General features: G+C 62.6%; 22 protein-coding genes. 15 read left to right on the top strand and 7 right to left on the bottom strand.

Annotated features, from left to right (window positions below; genetic code table 11):
• Positions 1-56: 56 nt before the first annotated feature.
• Together ABD283_RS03495 and ABD283_RS03490 are read left to right on the top strand one after the other, a co-directional pair.
• Positions 57-722: a hypothetical protein gene (locus tag ABD283_RS03495; RefSeq protein ID WP_344223631.1), complete on the top strand. Its 666-nt coding sequence runs from the start codon at positions 57-59 to the stop codon at positions 720-722.
• Between the two features lie 125 nt (positions 723-847).
• Entirely contained in the window at positions 848-2,719 is a 1,872-nt protein-coding gene (locus ABD283_RS03490; RefSeq protein WP_344223630.1) for a BCCT family transporter, read from the top strand.
• A gap of 133 nt (positions 2,720-2,852) precedes the next feature.
• Here ABD283_RS03490 and ABD283_RS03485 read toward each other — a convergent pair whose 3' ends face one another.
• Entirely contained in the window at positions 2,853-3,680 is an 828-nt protein-coding gene (locus ABD283_RS03485; RefSeq protein WP_344223629.1) for an arylamine N-acetyltransferase family protein, read from the bottom strand.
• Positions 3,681-3,871: 191 nt separating this feature from the next.
• Here ABD283_RS03485 and ABD283_RS03480 point away from each other — a divergent pair, with 191 nt between their 5' ends.
• Together ABD283_RS03480 and ABD283_RS03475 are read left to right on the top strand one after the other, a co-directional pair.
• Entirely contained in the window at positions 3,872-4,324 is a 453-nt protein-coding gene (locus ABD283_RS03480) for a cupredoxin domain-containing protein (RefSeq protein WP_344223628.1), read from the top strand.
• A gap of 6 nt (positions 4,325-4,330) precedes the next feature.
• The gene (locus ABD283_RS03475; RefSeq protein WP_344223627.1) at positions 4,331-6,076 is read left to right on the top strand and encodes a multicopper oxidase family protein; all 1,746 of its coding nucleotides are present in this window, start codon (positions 4,331-4,333) and stop codon (positions 6,074-6,076) included.
• Positions 6,077-6,342: 266 nt separating this feature from the next.
• Here the strand turns inward: ABD283_RS03475 and ABD283_RS03470 are convergent, their stop codons facing one another.
• Complete coding sequence (locus ABD283_RS03470; protein ID WP_344223626.1) at positions 6,343-6,633, bottom strand: chorismate mutase; 291 nt, start codon at positions 6,631-6,633, stop codon at positions 6,343-6,345.
• A 93-nt stretch (positions 6,634-6,726) separates the two neighbouring features.
• Between ABD283_RS03470 and ABD283_RS03465 the strand changes: the two genes are divergently transcribed.
• Positions 6,727-7,467 (top strand): DNA alkylation repair protein, encoded by a 741-nt coding sequence (locus ABD283_RS03465; RefSeq protein WP_344223625.1) that lies wholly within the window; start codon positions 6,727-6,729, stop codon positions 7,465-7,467.
• A gap of 28 nt (positions 7,468-7,495) precedes the next feature.
• Here the strand turns inward: ABD283_RS03465 and ABD283_RS03460 are convergent, their stop codons facing one another.
• From ABD283_RS03460 to ABD283_RS03440, 5 genes are all read right to left on the bottom strand, one after another.
• Positions 7,496-8,719: an amidohydrolase gene (locus tag ABD283_RS03460; protein ID WP_344223624.1), complete on the bottom strand. Its 1,224-nt coding sequence runs from the start codon at positions 8,717-8,719 to the stop codon at positions 7,496-7,498.
• Positions 8,720-8,731: 12 nt separating this feature from the next.
• On the bottom strand, positions 8,732-9,475 hold the full coding sequence (locus tag ABD283_RS03455) for a hypothetical protein (RefSeq protein WP_344223623.1): 744 nt from the start codon (positions 9,473-9,475) through the stop codon (positions 8,732-8,734).
• A 31-nt stretch (positions 9,476-9,506) separates the two neighbouring features.
• On the bottom strand, positions 9,507-10,259 hold the full coding sequence (locus tag ABD283_RS03450; RefSeq protein WP_095798627.1) for a DUF5058 family protein: 753 nt from the start codon (positions 10,257-10,259) through the stop codon (positions 9,507-9,509).
• A gap of 138 nt (positions 10,260-10,397) precedes the next feature.
• Entirely contained in the window at positions 10,398-11,483 is a 1,086-nt protein-coding gene (locus tag ABD283_RS03445; RefSeq protein ID WP_344223622.1) for a DUF808 domain-containing protein, read from the bottom strand.
• A 55-nt stretch (positions 11,484-11,538) separates the two neighbouring features.
• Positions 11,539-12,129, bottom strand: a complete 591-nt coding sequence (locus tag ABD283_RS03440) for a class I SAM-dependent methyltransferase (RefSeq protein ID WP_344223621.1) — start codon at positions 12,127-12,129, stop codon at positions 11,539-11,541.
• A gap of 224 nt (positions 12,130-12,353) precedes the next feature.
• Between ABD283_RS03440 and ABD283_RS03435 the strand changes: the two genes are divergently transcribed.
• From ABD283_RS03435 to ABD283_RS03390, 10 genes are all read left to right on the top strand, one after another.
• Complete coding sequence (locus ABD283_RS03435; RefSeq protein ID WP_344223722.1) at positions 12,354-12,656, top strand: urease subunit gamma; 303 nt, start codon at positions 12,354-12,356, stop codon at positions 12,654-12,656.
• 8 nt (positions 12,657-12,664) lie between these two features.
• Positions 12,665-12,973, top strand: a complete 309-nt coding sequence (locus ABD283_RS03430) for an urease subunit beta (RefSeq protein ID WP_344223620.1) — start codon at positions 12,665-12,667, stop codon at positions 12,971-12,973.
• Between the two features lie 12 nt (positions 12,974-12,985).
• On the top strand, positions 12,986-14,713 hold the full coding sequence (ureC, locus tag ABD283_RS03425) for an urease subunit alpha (RefSeq protein ID WP_344223619.1): 1,728 nt from the start codon (positions 12,986-12,988) through the stop codon (positions 14,711-14,713).
• 61 nt (positions 14,714-14,774) lie between these two features.
• The gene (gene ureE, locus ABD283_RS03420) at positions 14,775-15,260 is read left to right on the top strand and encodes an urease accessory protein UreE (RefSeq protein ID WP_095798622.1); all 486 of its coding nucleotides are present in this window, start codon (positions 14,775-14,777) and stop codon (positions 15,258-15,260) included.
• Between the two features lie 8 nt (positions 15,261-15,268).
• Positions 15,269-16,033: an urease accessory protein UreF gene (locus ABD283_RS03415; RefSeq protein WP_344223618.1), complete on the top strand. Its 765-nt coding sequence runs from the start codon at positions 15,269-15,271 to the stop codon at positions 16,031-16,033.
• Positions 16,034-16,090: 57 nt separating this feature from the next.
• Positions 16,091-16,702: an urease accessory protein UreG gene (ureG, locus tag ABD283_RS03410; protein ID WP_016996236.1), complete on the top strand. Its 612-nt coding sequence runs from the start codon at positions 16,091-16,093 to the stop codon at positions 16,700-16,702.
• Positions 16,699-17,619, top strand: coding sequence for an urease accessory protein UreD (locus tag ABD283_RS03405; protein ID WP_344223617.1), 921 nt, complete (start codon positions 16,699-16,701; stop codon positions 17,617-17,619). Before ureG ends, ABD283_RS03405 begins: the two co-directional genes overlap by 4 nt.
• Before the next feature lie 13 nt (positions 17,620-17,632).
• Complete coding sequence (locus ABD283_RS03400) at positions 17,633-18,679, top strand: HoxN/HupN/NixA family nickel/cobalt transporter (protein WP_344223616.1); 1,047 nt, start codon at positions 17,633-17,635, stop codon at positions 18,677-18,679.
• 127 nt (positions 18,680-18,806) lie between these two features.
• Positions 18,807-19,433, top strand: coding sequence for a hypothetical protein (locus tag ABD283_RS03395; protein WP_344223615.1), 627 nt, complete (start codon positions 18,807-18,809; stop codon positions 19,431-19,433).
• A 273-nt stretch (positions 19,434-19,706) separates the two neighbouring features.
• Complete coding sequence (locus ABD283_RS03390; RefSeq protein WP_344223614.1) at positions 19,707-20,810, top strand: type I restriction enzyme HsdR N-terminal domain-containing protein; 1,104 nt, start codon at positions 19,707-19,709, stop codon at positions 20,808-20,810.
• Positions 20,811-20,834: the final 24 nt, after the last annotated feature.

Here is a 20,834-nt window from a genome sequence, read left to right as displayed (position 1 = left end):
GCGACCGATTCACGGGATAACCAGGACAGGAATTGTTCGCGACTTATAGTTGTCCCGTGGCTCCCCTCCCCCGCGCGCTCCGCTTCCTGATCAGCCCCAATCGTGGTTTACCCATACTGGTTGCCCTGGTAGCCATATTGCTGTGGGTGGTTTTCAACGCAGAGGTTGCTCTGCTCTGGGTTTCCGCCGCGCTATTCGTGCTGTTGATCGCGTTTATCCTGATCAGCGCGGTACTGCCGCCGCCCAAGCCGTTTCGCGAGAGCCGAATTCTCACCAAGTTCATTTATCAGATCCTGCTGACCACGTGGAAGGGCCTGATGGTGGGTGTGGCCGCGTACCTGGGCGCGTTGGTGAGCATTGAGATTCAGCAAGCCTCGTCAAAACCCGAAAATACGCTGGAGGCATTCGCCACGAGCATCACCGGCACCCTGCCTCTGGTGTTGACCATTGCCCTCACCGGCGGCCTTTTGACCTTCCTGCTCGCCGCCTCATTCGATGTGCACCGCACACCGCGCGGCGTTAAGCGTCAGGCCATGACAGCTGCTGCGAACAAGGCGCGGGGCATGTTCGTGCGTGGTCGATCCGGGGCCATATCCGAGAATTCGCTCGCCATTCAGTGGTGGGATGCCGCCACCTCGGGGTTGTGTTTGGCTATCACGGCTTTTCTCACCGCTCCGGTGTTTCTGTTCACATCGCTCTACCGGTTGGATGTCTTTTCCTAGCCGCCGCACCATCAGGCAGTAGCCCACCAATTCCCAGCGACTTGAAAGTTTCAAGGCTCGGGGCCATCCTGAAAGACGGGTAATGCCGTTCGATCCAGACTCAGCACCGACTTTGAGGGAAATTGATGACTCCACCAGAAAACAAGACGACATTGCATTCAGGGGACGGGGGCCCTGCCTCCTCGAGCCCCGAATCTAGCTCCGTGGACCACCCGGAACAGGACTCCGGGCCTTCCGCTGAAGAACTGCGCGCCCCCAAGGGCAAGCGAGTCGATGACCAGGACAGCGACCGCGAGATCACCGAAAAGCTTCGTGCGCAGGGTGTACGCATTGGTAAAGGTGGCATAGCGCCGGCCGTCTTCTGGCCGTCACTTCTGATTATCGTTGCCGTGGGCCTGCTGGGTGTGCTCGCACCCGACTTCACCGGCGAGGTTTTTGAAGGCACTCAGAGCTGGATCGTCACCAACTTCGGTTGGTACTACATGCTGGTCATCGGCGGTTTCGTGGCGTTCACCCTGATCTTGGGATTCTCCCGATTCGGCAAGGTGAAGCTGGGCCGTGACACGGATAAACCGGAGTTCGGGCTCTTCTCCTGGTTCGCCATGCTTTTCGCCGCGGGCATGGGCATCGGCCTGGTGTTCTACGGCGTGGGCGAACCGCTCATGTACGCCACGGTGAGCCAGAAACCGGGCTTCGAGAATCTCTCCGAGTCTGAGCTGCAAGGCATGGCCATGGCCCAGACCTTCGTGCACTGGGGCTTGCACCCCTGGTCCGTGTACGCCGTGGTCGGCCTCTCCATCGCCTACGCAGTGCACCGCCGTGGCCGCCCCGTCTCCATCCGCTGGGCACTCGAGCCCGTTTTCGGCGATCGGGTCAAGGGCTGGATCGGCGACGTCATTGATATCTTGGCGATCTTCGGCACCGTCTTTGGCGTGGCCACTTCGCTGGGCCTGGGTGTTCAGCAGATCTCCACGGGCATGCAGTCCATCGGAATCGTGGACAGTGTGGACAACACCCTGTTGGTCATCCTGATCATCGTGATCACATTCTTGGCCCTGATTTCCGTTCTGTCCGGTCTGGGCAAGGGCATCCGTTGGCTCTCCAACGCGAACCTGTCGTTGGCAGGAATCCTTCTGATCGCGGTTCTCCTGCTCGGCCCCACGGTGTTCTTGCTGGACAACTTCGTCCAGTCCCTGGGCACCTACCTGGCCAACATCATGAACATGACCTTTGACGTGGGCGCCTACACGCGTACCGAAGATGCCACGTCCTGGTACTCCAGCTGGACCCTCTTCTACTGGGGCTGGTGGATCGCTTGGTCCCCGTTCGTGGGTGTGTTCATCGCCCGCATATCGCGAGGCCGCACCGTTCGTCAGTTCATTGCCGGTGTACTCCTGGTCCCCACCCTGGTGGGCTTCCTCTGGTTCGCCGTCATGGGCGGTTCCGGTTTGTTCCGCCAGTTCTTCGGCGAAGGCGACATGGTGCAGGACGGTTCCGTTGGCGCGGAGGCGGCCCTGTTCCAGGTCCTCTCCGATCTGCCGCTGGGTTCGATTCTCTCCGTGGCAGCCATCCTGCTGGTGGCCATCTTCTTCATCACCTCGTCCGACTCCGGATCGTTGGTCGTGGACATGCTGGCCTCGGGTGGCCACCCGAACCCGCCGTCGTGGTCCCGTGCTCTGTGGGCCATTGTCGAGGGCCTGCTGGCCATCGGCCTGCTCCTCGCGGGCGGTCTGACGGCGCTTCAAGCGGGTTCTTTGATCACCGCGCTTCCGTTCAGCGTGGTCATGATCCTGATGTGCGTGGCCACCGTGCGCGTACTCTCCAAGGACACCCGCGAGCTCGAGGCACGCCGCCGCGAACTCGCGCTCAGCGAGGTGCGCCAAGGCATCACCGGCGACATCACGCACAGTCCCGAGTTCGAGGAGTACGTGGACAACCGCATCGACTACCGGATTTCCCGGACCAAGGGTGTCTTCAGCCAAGATCGCGAACGCTGACTCAGGCAGTGATTTCAGCGCCGTGAGTTATCGCTGATTCACAGACACGGCCCCGTTCGACGCGCCACTCGGCGTGACGGGCGGGGCCGTTCCCATGCTCGACGACGGCGCTCAGTAGCCTGCCCGGTGGCCTTCAGTAACGGAGTTGGACCACGATCCCGCTCAAGCGCTCCGCTTCCTGATCCGTGATTCTCACTCCCAAGGCACGCACTTTCTCGACCACCTGTTCCGGCTCCAACGAGTGCTGCACCGTGGGCGCCCCGGGCACCCGCACAGTGGTTCCCGTTTCGGTGACCGTCACGTGCCCCTCCGGCGTGTGCTTCATGACCATCAGATGGTTGAGGAACACCGATTCCGGGTCCGTGGAGGTTTTCAGGTGCCCCATGCGCACGTCCCCCGCGTGCACGGTGGATTCGTCCAGCACGTGCTCCATCTCGCCGTCTCGCTGAAAGGCCCAGAGCGGCCAGCCCTCGTCCTGAATCCGCGCGATTGAGAATTCACGATCCCCTTCATGGCGCACACTCCCCTCCGCCAGTGGAATCGGGCCGGTCACACTGAAACCGAACCCGGGGTCGCACAGGTAGCGAACGCCGTCGACGTCCACGAGCACCGTCATGTGCGTGCGCGGGCTCTCCAAGGCGCGCACGCGGCCGAGTGCGCGCGGCACCGTGAACCCCAGCGATTCCAGTGCCGCGGCGAACAGCTGGGAATGCTCGAAGCAGTAGCCCCCACGACGCCGCTCGACCAGTTGGGCACCCACGGCCTCAGGCTTCACGCCCGGATGATTGCCGAGTAACACCTCCACGTTGCTGAACGGAAAGGTGAACGCGTGGGCGCGGTGCAGCGTCTCAAGAAGGACTAAACTCGGCGGCCCCGGGGTGACGTCGAGGGCACGCAGGTAGCCGGGGACGTCGAACTCGCTGATCTCCCACTCTGAGTTCGTCGCGATGCTCTTCGACATTGGAATCTCCTCGTTGAATCGTCCAGACTGCACAGTTCAAAGCCCCTGGCCACCCTCATTTTGTGGCCACATGTGCGCTCACCTCGGCCCTGCTCTCTGTGTCCTCCAGACCCTAAAATTCATGAAGGCAGCTTGATCCGTTGCCATTTCTGGGGGAGAAACTACAGCACTGATTGGGGAGGGCCTTTCTCATGGAATTGTCTCGTCGCTTGTTCTTCAAATCCACCGCGGCCGGTGGTTTGGCGCTTTACGTGAATGGCGCCAACGGTATGCCGGAGGCGGTGGGCGCGGAGATTCCGGGCGGCAGCCTACCCGCCACGAACATCCGGCAGTTCGTGAACCGGTTGACGGTTCCGCAGATCCTGCCTCGTAAGGGCACCCGTTCCACGCCCTATGGAACAGCCGATTACTACGAGATGTCGATGAAACAAACGACACAGCAGATGCTTCCGTGGGGAATGCCCAAGACCACGGTGTGGGCCTACGGGCCCACAGGCGGGTCGGACTCCGCATTCACTTCTCCTGGGTTGAGCATTTCGGCGCTGCAGAACCGGCCCGTGCAGATCAAGTGGACCAATGAACTGGTCGATCGTAATGGTCGCTACCTGCCGCACCTCTTTGCCGTCGACCGTTCCCTGCACTGAGCCAACGTGCCACAGGAGCCCGGCCACGAAGGGTTAGTCAGCACGGACATCAAGCCCATGCTCGAGGGCCGCCGCTATGTCACCCCGGACAAGTACACGGATCCGGAAACCCAGTACACGGACTGCACCGGCCCGGTCCCGATCATCACTCACTTGCACGGTGCGTTGGCGGTCAAGGATCACTCCGATGGTTACTCGGAAGCCTGGTACCTACCGCGCGCCAACAACATTCCCGCGGGTCATGCCAAGCACGGCCGGTGGTGGGACTTCCTGAAGGAAGAGCACCGCAGAGAGACCGGGGTGGACTGGGGCGATGGCCACCAGACCGTGACCTACCCCAACACCAACCGCGCCACCAGCCTGTGGTTCCACCATCACGCGTTGGGTCTCACCCGGCTCACCGTCTACGCCGGGGCCGCGAGCTTCTACCTGATGCGCGGGCTTGAGTACGACGTGCTGGATTCCCGTACCGGACGAACCGCCCGAGCGCCAGCCGGCCCCAGCAACGTGTACGGCCAGAACCGCTCGAATCCCGGCGCGGACCTCGCCCTGGCCATCCAAGATCGTTCTTTCAACAGCGACGGTTCCCTGTTCTACCCTTCCTCCAGGTCGTTCTTCGACGGCTACGAAGGCCCCTTCTACCCGGAGGAACCGGGCATCCCGCCCAACTGGGTGCCCGAGTTCTTCGGTAACACCATGGTGGTCAACGGCCAGACGTGGCCCTACCAACGTGTGGAGCGGCGTCGTTATCGCATGCGATTCCTGAACGCGTGTGGTTCGCGCACCCTGTACCTGGATTTCCGGGGCATCCCGGGCGTGGAGGTGTGGCAGGTCGCCAACGACGGCGGTTACCTGGACGAGAAGGTCAACATCATGCCGCTCGAGGGCTGGCGCCGTGGCCGCGTGATTCTGGCCCCGGCCGAGCGCAACGAGCTGCTCGTTGACTTCACCAACGTGCGCACCGGTCGTTACACGCTGCGCAACGTGGGGCCCGATGCGTTCTTCCCGGGAGGTCGCCCCGCGGAGAACGGTGAGGAACCGCGGGTCAAGCTGTACCCGTTCGAAGAGCGCGACGTGGTGTTCCCGCCGGCGGATCCGAACACCACCGGCAAGGTCATGGCCTTCGATGTGGTTCCGTACTGGGGTATCGACACGTCTACGCCGGGACGTTATCTGAGGATGAAACCTCAGCCCAAGCTCCCCGCGCCCGTGCGTACGCGGCGCCTGGCCACGACCATGAGCTTCCACAACGTCAACGAGGATCCCGCGCCGTACGCCTCGCACACCATGCTGGGCGTGCTGCACGGTGAACCCGGCGGCAAAATGCACATCCAGGACACCATGTGGAGTGATCCCGTCACGGAGAACCCGCAGCCCGGTGACGTGGAGGATTGGGAGATCTACAACCTGGTCCAGGACGCTCCCGTACCCCACCCCATCCACATTCACGAGACGGCTTTCGAGATCCTCGAGCGCCGCATGATTTGGTACAACTGGGACACCGGCGTCATGGAAATGGGACCCGAGACCCCGCTGCTGCCGGGTGAAACCGGTCGCAAGGACACCGTATTCGTCTACCCGGGCGAAATGATCCGGCTGCGCATGCGCTTCACCACCCCGGGCCAGTACATGTGGCACTGCCACCTACTGGAGCACGAGGACAACGAGATGATGCGCCCGTTCCGAGTCGGCCCCGAACAGCCCGGCCAGCCCGAGGACCTGCCGAGTCACGACATGCCCCACGCGCACTAGGATCGACCTTCACGACGACGCCGCCCGGCCCACCTCGCGCTCCCTCGCGCGGGTGGGCCGGGCGGTTTCGTTGCCGGTGGTGACCGCGGTTGAGCCCGGGTGCACTCTGATTGACGCTACGACCCGCCTTTTTGGGCCACCGTAATCTGATAGACGTTGCGACCAAGATCTTCGATCTTTTCGTCATTACCGTCGATCAGGTTGCAGCCCACAGTCAGGGATGGCTTTACCGTGCAGAAGACTGCACGATCCGGAGGGAGTTGCGTTCAGCGCCCGGCGTTCTGCTCGTAGTCGGTAAATGCCGCGATGAGTTCCTTCCAGATCCGCTCGGCAACCTCAGGGTCCAAGCCTGCATCGAGTGCCTGTTCGCGGCGTGCTCGCAGAATCGACTCCACGCGTTCAGGGTCGTGGGCGTCCTGAATGCCCTGACCGGCTTTGACTTCTCCGGCGCGAGTCACGAAGGACTGCCGCTCGGCGAGAAGTGAGATCAGCTGCGCGTCGATGTTGTCGATCGCGGCGCGAACCTGTTCGATGTTGTGCGGCATTTGAGCGTCCATAACGCCACACTAACGGCTCTCTCATGTGCTCGGACAGGGAAGTTTCAAGCGGAATTGGCTCCAGATAACTGGGGAACCGCTACGCTCCTTTGCGTGAACACTCCCTCGGTCGATCTGCCCGCCAAACTGATCGAGACGCTCATCAGCATGGGCAACGAACGGGACGCCCAAGCCAAGGCGAAGTACCTCCAGGCAGTGCCCGGCGGTTACGGCGAAGGTGACCAGTTCGTAGGAGTCCGAGTTCCCGCCATCCGATCACTGGCCAGGGAGGCTATGAAGCAAACCACCTTGGACGACGCCGCTGTCCTACTCGATCACGAGATTCACGAGGTGCGCCTGCTGGGCACCATCCTGCTCGTTGAGCTGTTCAAGCCCGCTCGGGCCGACAAGGACGCCGTCATCCAACTGCTTCTGGCCAAGGCTGATCGCCTCAACAACTGGGATCTCGTGGACACAGTGGTTCCGTACACGTTGGGGCCCTGGCTACTCGTGCAGCCGACAGACAAGGCGACTGCGATTCTCAACGACTTAGCAGACTCCCCCGTTCTCTGGCGACGTCGCATGGCCATGGTCTCCACGCTCGGTCAGATCCGCTTGGGCCACCACGACCAGGCCCCCAGGTTGGCGGCCAAACTCCAGACCGACCCACACCACCTCATGCACAAAGCGGTCGGGTGGATGCTGCGCGGAGTGGGCAACAAGAACCGTGTCCTCCTCGACGCGTTCCTCAATGAGCACGCTGCCACTTTGCCTCGCACCGCCCTTCGCTACGCGCTGGAAAAGCACGACACCGAAGCCCGCGCCCGCTATCTGGCCATGGCCCAGGAAAGGTGACGAGCGGCGTCGTCGACATGCGGGAACGCTACTTCCCCACCCGCGAGGCCAACGCGGTGACCGCGGCCTTGACCCCGGTGGACAGCGTGGGCTCCATGACCGGCGCGAAGAACGGGGAGTGGTTCACGGGAACGGGCCCGTCGCCTTCCATGACCTCAGCAGGGTGGCCGCCGAACATCCAGAACACGGAGGGCACGTCGATCGCCTCGGCCAGAGCGCCGAAGTCCTCCGAGCCCATCATCGGCTCCACCTCGACCACGGAATCCTCGCCGAGCTCGCGCTTGAACTCGTCCATCACCTCAGCGGTGGCCTCGGGATTGTTGTAATTACGAGGAAATTGCGAGAGAACCTCCATGGTCGGCTCCGGCGCGCCGGATGCGGCAGCTTCCGCAGAAATGATGCGACGCAAGGACGCCAACACCTTCTCGCGAATCGCCGGATCGAATGTGCGCACGTTCAGGGTGAACTCCGCGGACGCCGGGATGATGTTCTCTTTCAACCCGCCGTGGAACGTGGCGATCGTGACCACCGCGGCCCGGCGCGGGTCGATCTCGCGCGAGACCACGGTTTGGATGCGGGTAATCATGTGCGCGCCCAACACGATGGGATCGGTGGAATCCTGCGGCTGCGACGCGTGCGCACCCTGCCCGTGAATCGTGATCTTCCACGAATCCGCCAGGGCCATGGCGTCGCCCACCGAGTAGTTGATGGTTCCCGCCAGAATGGGCATCACGTGCTGGCCGTAAACCACCTCGGGCTTGGGTGCCTTGTCCCACAGCCCGTCATCGAGCATTGCCTTGGCGCCGGCCGCAGTTTCCTCCCCCGGCTGGAAGATCCACACGATGGTCCCGGACCATGCGTCCGTGGCGCCAGCGAAGATCTCTGCCGCCGCGAGCGCCGCGGACATGTGCGTATCGTGCCCGCACGCGTGCATCACGGGCACCTCGGTGCCGTCGTCAAGCTGGCCCGTTGCCGTGCTCGCGTACTCCACGCCGGTGTCCTCGGCCAGGGGCAGGGCGTCCGTGTCCGCGCGGAAAGCGACCACGGGCCCGTCCCCGTTCTTCAGCGCGCCGACGACGCCGCTCCCGCCACAGCGGAAATTCTCGATTCCCAGCGCGGTCAAGCGCTCCTCGATCAACTCCGCGGTGCGGTGTTCTTGCATGGACAGCTCCGGGGCCGCGTGAAGTTCGCGGTAGAGCTCATGCATGCGGTTCCGGAGGTCATCGGTGAGTTCGAGTGACTGGCTGGTCATAAGGTGCACTTCCTAACGATTACGGGGTTCCGCGGGTTCGGTGCCCTCGGGATCCTTCACGAGGCGCGCGGACTTTTCCCTCAGGAACCAAGCCAACACGGCAGTGGTGATCACGGCAATGGCCGTGCTGAAGAACGCCAGCGACGGAATGGCCGGAACCAGGAGGAACACGACCGCGGCCGAGACCACAATGGCGATGATGGTGGCGCGCAGCTGCTTGAGCGAGACGATGGCCTGGACGACCACGGCACCCAGCACAGAAGCCAAAATGTAGGTCTGCACCACCTGGGTGACGTTCTGCGGGATCACGCTCACGAGCCATGTGCCCATGAAGCCCACGAAGATCAGCAGCGAGAACAGATGCACCATGGCGGCGCCGCTGATGGCCATGACTGCCGCGAGCTCGCCCCGGCGGGTACCCGGCTTGGCGTTCACTGCAGACTGTGCGATCAGCGCGGAGGGCAGCAATTTGTTGGAGATGTTGCCGATCATGAAGGCCTGATACATCGAGGCCTGCCCAAGGATCGGGTAATACGTCAGCGGTTCCACGATCCAAATCACCGCAAACGTTCCGGCAATCGCCAGGAAGGCGGTGAGGATTTTGGTCTGGTCCACTTCCAAACCGCTGAAAAACACCAGATAAACCGGGCCGGCGAGCGAGAAGATGAGTCCCACGATCATCGTGAGGCGACCCCACCGGGAGGTGGTGCGGTCGAAAGTCTGGAGAGCGGCGTCGTGGCCGGTCACTGTAGTCATGAGTTAGTCCTTTGGGATCTCAGAAACCGGTTCAGGCCGCGAACAGCCCGGAGGAGACAGCCACGTAAGTCAGCACGAGGGCCGTCAGGATGGCGATGCCCAGGGCCCATTCGCGCAGCCACTTGAGATTGAGCTGCTTGGCCAGGAACAGGCACGCGCCCATCACGGCCGCCGAGGAGAAGAACGCGACCACGTGATATCCGGACTTGGGCAGCTCGGCGAAACCGAGGGCGAAGAACGCGGCAAGCATGGCCGCACCGGGAACCACAGTCATCACGGCCGGATTCACGCTGCGCAACTTGGCGTCACCGCGCTTGAGGATGGGCGTGAAAATCAGTGTGGCGAGCATCCACATGGCGCCGCCCAGGCTCATGGCCATGAATGCCATGGCGTACACGCTCTGCGTGTAGGTGGGCCCGCCCAGCTCGGCCTCCAATGTTCCTGCGGCGATACTGGCGGCGGCGGTTTCGTAAGAGACGGAGCCGATCAGGCCGATGCGTACCAAGACAGCGGGCGTGCCGAACACGGTCAGCAACGCAACCGCCACGAGTACCACGGCCAGCGACGGCCCGATGGCCGAGACCGCGCCGGCGCGGAACGAGGTCTTGAGTTCGTCGGATGTCATGCCCACGGCGGGTGCGGCCTGCCGGACCGCACGGACGTAAATCAGGGTCTGAACGATGATGACCGCAAAGACACCCAGGGCGCAGATCCACAAGATAGGTGTGTTGGCTGCGGCCAGGATGTCCGTTGAACCGCTGTCGAAAGCAGTGGGGATGTGCATGGGGACTCCGAAAATCAGGCAGGATGAACGCCCCCATCAAAACACAAGGCGTGACCCCTGTCACGAAAAATCTCACATTTCGTTCTACGGGCCACGCGTTGGGTGGAGTTTTTTACATGATCACGGTGATTAGCGTGATCAATCCTTCACGGGAGTCTCCCCATCCGAACCCGCGCGATAGGCAGTCGAGCCAGCACCAGCGGCGTCGTCGTTGGTCGTGCCGACCTTGGGTGCGTCCTCAGCGTGCGAATCCGCGTGCTTCTCGGAACCCTTGTGGCCCTCCGAGTCGCCGTGGCCCTTCTTGCCGAACGGCAGCAGGTGCACGATGAGCACGATGATGGCGCCCCAGATCAGGCCGAGCAGGAGCGAGAAGAACGTCTCGATTAGCCACGCGAGCGCACCACCGACGCCGGCGACGTGGTGGGCGGGCTCGGCCAGATGGTGAACCCATTCGTAGGGAGCGGTGAGGCCCAGCTCGTCCATACCCACCAGGATGATGTGGCCGCCCACCCACAGCATGGCGAAGACGCCCACAACCGAGATGATCTTCAGCACCCACGGCATGGCCTTGACCAACGCCAAGCCGAATTTCTGCGCACCTTCGGATTCACGCTTGGCCATGGACAAACCGATGTCGTCCATCTTCACGATCAGCGCGACAAAGCCGTACACAGCCACGGTGATTCCGATAGCCACGACAATAAGGATCGCGGCGCGCGCCCAGATGCTTTCGGCGGCCACCTCGTTGAGGGCGATCACCATGATCTCGGCGCTGAGGATGAAGTCGGTGCGGATCGCGCCGGACGTCACCTTCTTCTCGGCTTCGGGGCCCCGCTCCGTGGCGGGCTCCTCGGGCGCATGGTCCTTCTTAGAGAAGTGCTCGTAGACCTTTTCCGCACCTTCGAAGCACAGGTACGTGCCGCCGAGCATCAGCAGGGGCGTGAGCAGGAACGGCGCGAACTGGCTCAACAGCAGCAATGCCGGAAGGATGAAGAGTAGTTTGTTGCGCAGCGAACCCTTGGTGATCGTCCAGATGATCGGGAGTTCCCGCTTGGGATCCACGCCGTGCACGTAGCGCGGGGTCACCGCAGCATCGTCCACGACGACGCCCGCGGCCTTCGCGCTCGCGCGACCGGCCGCCGCAGCGACGTCGTCAACGCTTGCCGCCGACAACTTCACGAGAGCGGCAATATCATCCAGTAATGCGGCCAACCCAACAGCCATGACCGTTCCTCAATTCGGTGGGAAGCAATGTGTCTGGAGTAAGGGTAAGGCCAGATCAGCCTGCCCGCTTACCCAACACCGCCACCAAGAACTCGCTGTCATCACTGAACGGACGCAGGTCCCAGGTCGACAACCGGAGCTGCGGCTGGAGACCGGCCGCGGCGGCGTCGTCGAAGAATTCTTGGAACGGATAGCCGCGGCCCGCGCCGAAGCCGATCACCGCGCGACCGTCCTCGGCCAAGTGGGATGCGAAGCGACGCAGCACCTCGACTCGCGTGCTCGGGGCGAGGAACGTCATCACGTTGCCCGCGCAGAGGATCGCGTCCAGGGGTTCGGTAATACCGTTTGCCGGAAGGTCCATTTCCGCGAGGTCGGAAACCACGTAGTCGGGGCCGGGGTAGTCCTCGCGCGCGGCCTCGATCAGGGCCGGGTCCACGTCCACGCCGACGACGCCGTGCCCCACCGCATGCAGGTAACCCGCGTTGCGTCCGGGGCCGCAGCCGGCGTCCAGAACCCGGGAGCCGCGGTCCACTATGGCGTCGATCAACCGGGCCTCACCCACGATGTCGTCACCGGCGGCGGCCATGTGCCGGAACCGCTCGATGTACCACTGTGAGTGCCCGGGGTTGGCCTCGACCTGTTTCATCCACTGACTCTGTTCAACCACACGGCCAGCGTACCGATCGGGAGGGCCCGCTGCTGCATCCCCTATTGAAGGACCGGCCGCCTTTTAACACGCACGAAACACAACGGTGCTTTTCCTGACTCACGGGTCTAACAACATGGTCATCGAACCGAACGGTAGGTGGAGCTCACAACGTGAGCTCGCCGCGCTCGACCCTTGAACCACGGATGAACCACGGAGCCACCATGCACCTGCTACCGCGCGAGCACGAGAAACTCATGATCGTCGTGGCCGCGGACCTCGCCCGACGCCGCCAAGCGCGCGGTCTCAAACTGAACCACCCCGAGGCCGTGGCGATCATCGGCTACGAGCTGCTCGAGGGCGCCCGTGACGGCCGCACGGTGTCGGACCTCATGAGCTGGGGCACCACCATCCTGACCCGCGAAGACGTCATGGAGGGCATCCCGGAGATGATCCACGACGTCCAAGTGGAGGCCACGTTCCCGGACGGCACCAAGCTCGTGACCGTCCACGACCCCATCCGATAAGGACTCCCGTGATCCCCGGCGAATACCTGCTCTCCGACGAACCCATCCTGTGCAATCCGGACCGCCCCACCGTGGAACTGGAGGTTACCAACACCGGTGACCGCCCGGTGCAGGTGGGCTCACACTTCCATTTCTACGAGGCCAATCCGGCGCTGGACTTCGACCGCGAGGCCGCTCGTGGTTTCCACTTGGACATTCCCTCCGGCACCGCCGTGCGCTTCGAACCCGGCGATCAGAAAACCGTGCGCCTGGTGACCATGGCGGGCGCACGCGCCGTCCACGGTTTCCGCAATGCGGTCAACGGCCCCCTCGACTAGGCAAGGATCCCCATGAGTTTCGAGATGTCCCGGCAGCAGTACGCCGGGTTGTACGGCCCCACCACCGGGGATGCCGTCCGACTGGCGGACACGGAGTTGTTCCTGGAAATCGAGGCGGATCACACAGTCCGCGGTGACGAAACGATCTTCGGTGGCGGCAAGGTCATGCGCGAGGGCATGGGACTGAACGGCCAGGCCACGCGCGACGGCGCTCCCGGTGACCATCCCGTGGTCGACACCGTGATCACCAACGCGATCGTGCTCGATTACACCGGTATCTACAAGGCGGACATCGGCCTGCGGGACGGCCACATCATGGCCATCGGCAAGGCCGGGAACTCCAACATCATGGACGGGGTGGACTTCACGATCGGCCCCGCCACGGAAGCCATTTCCGGCGAGGGGAAGATCCTCACCGCGGGCGGGATCGACTCGCACATCCACTTCATCAGCCCTGACCAGTTCGGTACGGCGCTGAATTCCGGGATCACCACCATGATCGGTGGCGGCACGGGCCCGGCAGAAGGCACCAAGGCCACGACCGTCACACCGGGCGCGTGGCACTTGGCCAACATGCTGCGGGCAGTGGAGAACTTTCCCATGAACGTGGGCTTCCTGGGGAAGGGGGAAGCGAGCGCCGTCGAACCCCTGGCGGAACAGATCGAGGCCGGGGCGATCGGACTGAAGGTGCACGAGGACTGGGGTTCCACGCCGGCGGCGATCGACAACTCGCTGCGCGTGGCGGACGAATACGACGTTCAGGTGGCCATCCACACGGACACCCTCAACGAGGCCGGGTTCGTGGAGCACACCATCAACGCCATTGCCGGGCGCGTGATCCACACCTACCACACGGAGGGCGCGGGCGGCGGGCATGCCCCGGACATCATCAAGATCGCGGGCATGCCCAACGTGTTGCCCGCGTCCACCAACCCCACGCTGCCGTTCACGCGCAACACCGAGGAAGAGCACCTGGACATGCTCATGGTGTGCCACCACCTCAACCCGGACATCCCGGAGGACGTGGCCTTCGCGGACTCTCGGATCCGCCCTGAGACCATTGCCGCGGAAGACGTCCTGCAGGACATGGGCGTTTTCTCCATCACCAGTTCTGACTCACAGGCCATGGGTCGGGTGGGCGAGGTGGTGCTACGGACATGGCAGGTCGCGGACAAGATGAAGAAGCAGCGCGGCAAGCTCCCCGGTGACAGCGAGCGCGGGGACAACGCTCGGCTCAAGCGCTACATCGCCAAGTACACGATCAACCCGGCGCTCACCCACGGGATTTCGGAGCACGTGGGCAGCGTGGAAGTGGGCAAGCTGGCGGATCTGGTGTTGTGGGACCCCGCGTTCTTCGGGGTGAAACCCACCCTGATTCTCAAGGGCGGTCAGATCGCGAGTTCGGTCATGGGCGATCCGAACGCCTCGATCCCCACGCCGCAGCCACAGTTGATGCGCACCGCCTTTGGTGCGTTGGGCTCGGCGGTGTATTCCTCGTCGATCACGTTCATGTCCCAGGCCGCCGTGGACGCTGGGGTGCCCGATCAGTTGGGGCTGCGAAAAATGGTGGAACCCGTGCACGGGATTCGATCCCTGCGGAAAGCGGACCTCCCCTTCAACGGTGAAACCCCGCAGCTCGAGGTGGACCCGGAAACCTACGAGGTACGCGTGGACGGCCAGACCATCACCTGTGAGCCCTCGGACGAGTTACCCATGGCGCAGCGTTATTTCCTCTTCTAGCCCCCGCTTTCCGGCTCGATTTTTCGGGCCATTCCCCGACAACTTTTGAAAGGAACCACCCATGATCGTTGAACAGGTGATCGGCAACGTGGCCGATCTGCCGCCCGCCGAACGCGAGAGTCTCCACGTAGAGAAAGTGGTCCTGCCCAGCGCCGACCTGGTCAAGCGCATCCAGCGGGTCACCACGGATCACGGCCGCACCCTTGGCTTGCGCTTGAATTCCCCGCACGGCCGGGACGGCGATCTGAAGGACGGGGACATCCTGCTCCGGGATGAATCCGGCGTGGTCGCGGTGTCCGTGGAAGCCACGGACGTGCTGGTCATCGCGCCGCGCTCCATCACCGAAATGGGCGTGACCGCGCATGCGCTGGGCAACCGCCACTTGCAGGCCCAGTTCTTCGATGCCTCCTCCGAGTACGGCGCTCAGGTCATGGTCGTCCAGTTCGATCACACCGTGGCCGACTACCTGGACGCCCAGCAGGTCCCCTATCAGCGCCAGGACCGCGTGATGCCCGTTCCGTTCCGGCACGCCGAGCACACGCACTAGGACTTTTCATGCTCAGTTCGACGACGCCGCACGAGCCCTTACTCACGCTCCTCCAGTTGTGCGATTCCGCCCTCCCCACGGGCGCGTTCGCACACACCTTTGGTATGGAGACGTACCTCCAGAGGGGCACCGTGCACGACGAGGCCACGTTCCAGGAGTGGCTCGCGCAGTTCGTGGATCACCAGTTGGTCTACGCGGACGGGCTGGCCGTGCGATTGACGGCGGAGGCGTGCGCTGCGCCTGGCACTGGCACTGGCACTGGCACTGGCACTGGCACTGGCACTGGCGAGGATGCTCTAAGTGGCATCGACTTTCTGATCGAACTGGACGGCCTCATGTACGCCCAGGCCCTGCCCTCACAGGTCAGGCAGGCCGGACTGACCATGGGTAAGCGGCTGCTCGACATCGGCCGGCTGTCCCTGCCCGGTCCCTGCCTGGAGAAATACGCCGCACTGGTTGACGCCGGACCATGCCACGGTCACCAGGCCATTGCATTCGGGCTGATTGGCACGGACCACGGCGTTCCCGCTACGTCACTGGTGAGCGCCTATTTGTTCTCCACGGTCACTGCATTGATGCAGAACGCAGTGCGCGGAATCCCCATCGGCCAGAACGCAGGACAGCGGGTCCTGGGGGTCATGCGTAGTCATGTCACCCGAGCGGAGGCCCGGATTGCCCAGCTCACGCTCGACGATCTGGGGGCCGTCTCCCCCGGACTGGAGATCGCCCAGATGCAGCACGAGACCCAGCGAGCCCGCATGTTCATGAGCTGATCACCGACTCACCACCCACCCAGCACTTCGCAGACCCATCGCAAGGAGATTTTCACCATGAACGCCATCAAAGTCGGCATCGGCGGACCCGTCGGAGCGGGTAAGACTCAGCTGATCGAACGCCTGACCCGTGCCCTGAGCGATGAGATGTCCTTGGCCGCGATCACCAACGACATCTACACGATCGAGGACGCCAAGATCCTCTCGCAGAACAGCGTGCTGCCCCTGGACCGCATCATCGGTCTGGAAACCGGCGGCTGCCCACACACCGCTATCCGCGAAGACACCTCCATGAACCAGGCGGCCATCGACAAGCTGGAGGCCGAGCACCCTGACCTGGACGTGATTTTCGTGGAGTCCGGCGGCGACAACCTCTCCGCCACGTTCAGCCCCGAGCTGGTGGATTTCTCCATCTACATCATCGACGTGGCCCAGGGTGAAAAGATCCCCCGCAAGGCCGGCCAGGGCATGATCAAGTCCGACCTGTTCATCATCAACAAGACGGACCTGGCACCCCACGTGGGCGCGGATCTGTCCGTCATGGAGTCGGATTCCAAAGACTTCCGCGGTGACAAGGCCTTCTGCTTCACCAACCTCAAGACCGACGAAGGTCTGGAGCATGTCATCCAGTGGCTGCGTCACGACGTACTCATGCTGGATTTGGCATGAGTTCCCCGACTCTTGCCGAAGATCTGAACGCACCGCCCACGGACCGGAACGAACCCGAGGACCCGGCGCGAGCGGCGTCGTCGTCCGTGGAAAATGGCACCTGGCGTGGCGAGCTGGACTTGACCGTGGCCCCGCGAGCCGGGCGATCCGTGGCCGTGCGGCAGTTCCACCGGGGCTCGCTGCGGGTGCTGCGGCCGCACTATCTGGACGCGTCCGGGCAGGTCACCTACGCGGTGGTCAATCCCGGTGGCGGGTATCTGGACGGCGACCGCTACCGCACGACCCTGGTTCTCGAGCCGGGCGCGGACCTGCTGCTGACCACGCAATCGGCGACCAAGGTTTATCGCTCGCCGCACGACCACACCCTGCAGGAAACGGACGTGCGGCTCAGTCCCGACAGCCGGCTCGAATACCTGCCGGACCAGCTGATCGCCTATCGGGATGCGCGCTACGACCAGGTCACGCGCGTGGCCATGGAGCCGTCGGCGAGCCTCGTGCTCGCGGACCTGGTCACGCCCGGCTGGTCCCCCACCGGCGAACCGTTCCGCTACGACCGCGTGCGGCTGCGCACCCGCGTGAGCATGGCGGGGCGGCCCGTGGTGGTCGACAACTTGCTGCTGGAGCCCGGCGCTCACGGGCTCGACGGTCTCGGATTCTTTGAGGGCTACACGCACGTCGGCTCGCTTCTGGTGATCGATCCCCGCGCCGACGACGCCGCTCTGGCCGACGTCCGCGCCCTGCTCGCCGAGCGCTCCGGCCACGTTAGAGCCGGTGCCACTGCAACGCCCGTGCCCGGCATGGCCGTGCGTGTCCTGGGCCGTTCCACGCCCGAGGTCTCCGAGGCCATCGAGGCCGTGGTCAATCTGCTGCGTGAGCGTTGGTTCGGGCAGGGCGCCGTCGATCTTCGCAAGTACTGAACAGGAGAATTCCGTGTCTGCACTCTCGACTCTGAACCCCGCTGTGGGCCGCCCATCGGTGGACGATTGGCCGTTCCGCACGCGTGTGCTGTGCACTCTGGGTGCCGTGGCCGTTCTGCACCTGGTCGCGCTGGGGCTGTGGGGGTTGGGAAGCCTGGGCGGCTCGGTGCCCCTGGCCATCGGCCTGGTCATCACGTGCTATCTGACCGGGGTGAAGCACAGCTACGACTGGGACCACATTGCCGCGATCGACAACTCCACGCGGCGCTTCGTCGGTCAGGGGAAGCGCCCCGCGAGCGTGGGCCTGGCCTTCAGCATGGGACACAGTTCCGTGGTGATTCTGGCCGGAATTCTGGTGGTGCTCGGCGCGACGTTCGTGTCCTCGTTCATCTCCGAAGGGACCGCGGCGAACACGACTCTGGGGATCATTGGCGGAACGGTGTCCGGGGTGTTCCTGCTGCTGATCGGCCTGTACAACGCGGGTGCGTGCGCCCACAGTTGGAGGCTGCGGCGGCGCGTACGCGACGGCTACGCGGTGGGTGAGGAGGATCTGCACGCTCAGGGCCTGGTCTCGCGGGTGATGGCCAAACCGCTGGCCCGGGTGCAGCGGCCGCGCAACATCTTCACGCTGGGGTTCTTGTTCGGACTCGGTTTCGATACCGCCAGCACCATTTCACTCTTAGTCCTGACAGTCTCCGCGTCCGTGGCGGGAGTGTCCGGGTGGACGCTGTTGTCGCTGCCGTTCTTCTTCGCCGCGGGCATGTGCCTGTGTGACTCGCTCAACGGACTGGCCGTGCTGCGTATGTACCGCTCGGCCTGGCGCGATCCCGCTCGCAAGCTGGGCTTCAACACCGCGATCACGGGGCTCTCTGCGGCGGCCGCACTGTTCATCTCGGTGATCACACTGGGCGGGGTGCTCAACACTGCGTTCGGGCTGAGCGACCCGGTCACCTCGTGGCTCGCGAATGTCGATCTGGGCGACGCCGGGCTGCTCCTGATTGCCGCGCTGCTGGTGGTCTGGGGAGGGTTCGCGTTGGTGCGGAAGGCACGCCGCGCGTAATGAACGGATTTACTTGATGCTTCAACTACCCTGACAACGTTAGTTACCTCTCAGTCACTACAGCTCCTCGATGTGGAAGAAGCTTGACCGGGCACAGCGAGAGGTTCCCCCTGTTGAAAGAACAATCATGAAGAAGCTCACCTCTGTTCTCGGTATCGCATTGCTCGCAGTGACTATGGCTGGTTGCTCGACTGCAGAAGCTGAACCCAAACCCACGGCACCTAACGTGGAGCCCGCAACGGCAGCATCTTCCGAGAATCGCAGTAACGAAGACGCTGCAAACAAATCGGAACGCGGAAATATCGTCAAGAAGGTGGGCGAGCCGGCTGGTGTTTCCGGCCAGGAAAACTCGAACGAAAAATTAATCAATTTCGCGGTCCAGGACATCGAAGTGGATCCTGTGTGCACTGGATCTTATCCTCAGCCTTCTGAGAATGGGCACCTAGTAGCCGTCCAGATTGCCGCCGAAACAGGCTCGGCCGAGCTATTCGAGGAGCTTTACTACGGTACTGACTACTCACTCAGCAACCACAACTGGGAATTCATCACCCCTAAGGGCACCACTGCGAACAATATCGCGACTGTCGCCACATACTCATGCTTCCCTGAGAACGAACTACTGCCAGAATCGATCGACCCTGCCGAAAAGGTGACCGGAAAGATAGTTCTGGATGTTCCCGCCCCCGTAGGGACTTTGATTTTCAACGATGTTCTAAGCGATGTCAGCTGGGAATGGAGCATGCCGTCCAAGTAGTCCCCTGACGCAGTTATAAGGAGGCGCCGCCAGTACTTCACCCGGTGGCGCCTCCGTCATGCCGGAAGCGGCACGTTCAATTCAACATCAGAAGTTGGCACGCACAAGGTCCCCAGACAAACACGGTTGTCACCCATCAGTGTGACTCTTCATTGGCTAGTGCAACCGCGGCCGCAAATTTATGGAATTAGTTGTGTATGCACGCCACGTTGTCAAGTCTGCGGGCATACTCATCAGTACTACTAGCAGCCGATCCCCCAACAGGAGCACACAATGGAGTTTGCAGAACGGCTAACAGCCTTGGCGAACAAGGTTTCTCAGCAAAAGGCCGCACTCGAGACTGAAGAGGCTACGAAGAATGCTTTCGTCATGCCGTTCATTTCCACGATTCTCGGCTACGACGTCTTCAACCCTGCCGAAGTCGTCCCTGAATTCACCGCTGACATCGGCGTCAAAAAGGGTGAAAAGATCGACTACGCGATCGTTCAGGACAACCATGTGCAGATGCTCATCGAGTGCAAGCACGTAGGCGCTCCGCTATCTCTTGAACACGCTTCGCAGCTCTTCCGATACTTCGCAGTGACGAACGCTCGCATCGCGATCTTGACCAACGGTGAGGTCTACGAGTTCTATACGGACCTGGATGCGCCGAACAAAATGGATTCCAAACCGTTCTTGGTTCTTGATCTGTCTGACATCGACATGACGCTCATCCAAGAACTGCAGAAGCTAAGCAAGACGGAGTTCGACCTGGACTCAATCATCAACGCTGCCGGTGAACTCAAGTACGTGGGCCAGATCAAACGAGCAATTGCTTCCCAGTTCAAGGAACCCTCGGACGACTGGATCAAGTTCTTCACCAACCGGGTCTACGAGGGTGCATACACGCAGAAAGTGAGGGAACAGTTCACTCCGCTCGTTGCCAAAGCCGCGCAGCAATTCCTCAATGAGCAGGTCAATAACCGTCTCACTACTGCCTTGGGCGCGGGCTCAACTCCCCCGCCGATTCCCAGCGAGGATGCTCCCGCCGATGCAATCCAGAGCCAGGACGAAGCCGACAAGGACCTTAGAGAATCCGAAGATGGGGTGGTTACTACCCTTGAGGAATTGAACGGTTTTCACATCATCCGCGCGATCGTCTGCAACCAAGTGGATGTCTCGCGCGTGACGTACAGGGATGCGAAAACGTATTGCGCCGTCTTGCTGGACGACAACAATCGGAAGAGCATTGCGCGTCTTCACTTCAACCGCAGCCAGAAGTACATCGGTATTTTCGATGAGGACAAGAAGGAGACCCGCCAACCGATCGATTCGCTGGAGCAGATCTACGCACTGAGCGACGACCTGCGAGCGACTGTGGAGCGGCTCAATGCCTAACTGGATACGCTCTAAATACTTCAG

Source organism: Kocuria atrinae (assembly GCF_039531425.1).
Classification (GTDB): Bacteria; Actinomycetota; Actinomycetes; order Actinomycetales; family Micrococcaceae; genus Kocuria; species Kocuria atrinae.
Note: the sequence above shows the minus strand (reverse complement) of the source record. Positions and strands in the feature narration are given on the sequence as shown.

Bases quoted from the DNA above. Each gene is read 5' to 3' on its own strand.
- ABD283_RS03460 (WP_344223624.1), bottom strand. From the start codon at position 8,719: ATGACCAGCCAGTCACTCGAACTCACCGATGACCTCCGGAACCGCATG.
- ABD283_RS03480 (WP_344223628.1), top strand. From the start codon at position 3,872: ATGGAATTGTCTCGTCGCTTGTTCTTCAAATCCACCGCGGCCGGTGGT.
- ureC (WP_344223619.1), top strand. From the start codon at position 12,986: ATGAGTTTCGAGATGTCCCGGCAGCAGTACGCCGGGTTGTACGGCCCC.
- ureG (WP_016996236.1), top strand. From the start codon at position 16,091: ATGAACGCCATCAAAGTCGGCATCGGCGGACCCGTCGGAGCGGGTAAG.
- ureE (WP_095798622.1), top strand. From the start codon at position 14,775: ATGATCGTTGAACAGGTGATCGGCAACGTGGCCGATCTGCCGCCCGCC.
- ABD283_RS03435 (WP_344223722.1), top strand. From the start codon at position 12,354: ATGCACCTGCTACCGCGCGAGCACGAGAAACTCATGATCGTCGTGGCC.
- ABD283_RS03395 (WP_344223615.1), top strand. From the start codon at position 18,807: ATGAAGAAGCTCACCTCTGTTCTCGGTATCGCATTGCTCGCAGTGACT.
- ABD283_RS03455 (WP_344223623.1), bottom strand. From the start codon at position 9,475: ATGACTACAGTGACCGGCCACGACGCCGCTCTCCAGACTTTCGACCGC.
- ABD283_RS03485 (WP_344223629.1), bottom strand. From the start codon at position 3,680: ATGTCGAAGAGCATCGCGACGAACTCAGAGTGGGAGATCAGCGAGTTC.
- ABD283_RS03490 (WP_344223630.1), top strand. From the start codon at position 848: ATGACTCCACCAGAAAACAAGACGACATTGCATTCAGGGGACGGGGGC.
- ABD283_RS03450 (WP_095798627.1), bottom strand. From the start codon at position 10,259: ATGCACATCCCCACTGCTTTCGACAGCGGTTCAACGGACATCCTGGCC.
- ABD283_RS03415 (WP_344223618.1), top strand. From the start codon at position 15,269: ATGCTCAGTTCGACGACGCCGCACGAGCCCTTACTCACGCTCCTCCAG.
- ABD283_RS03445 (WP_344223622.1), bottom strand. From the start codon at position 11,483: ATGGCTGTTGGGTTGGCCGCATTACTGGATGATATTGCCGCTCTCGTG.
- ABD283_RS03440 (WP_344223621.1), bottom strand. From the start codon at position 12,129: ATGAAACAGGTCGAGGCCAACCCCGGGCACTCACAGTGGTACATCGAG.
- ABD283_RS03405 (WP_344223617.1), top strand. From the start codon at position 16,699: ATGAGTTCCCCGACTCTTGCCGAAGATCTGAACGCACCGCCCACGGAC.
- ABD283_RS03390 (WP_344223614.1), top strand. From the start codon at position 19,707: ATGGAGTTTGCAGAACGGCTAACAGCCTTGGCGAACAAGGTTTCTCAG.
- ABD283_RS03470 (WP_344223626.1), bottom strand. From the start codon at position 6,633: ATGGACGCTCAAATGCCGCACAACATCGAACAGGTTCGCGCCGCGATC.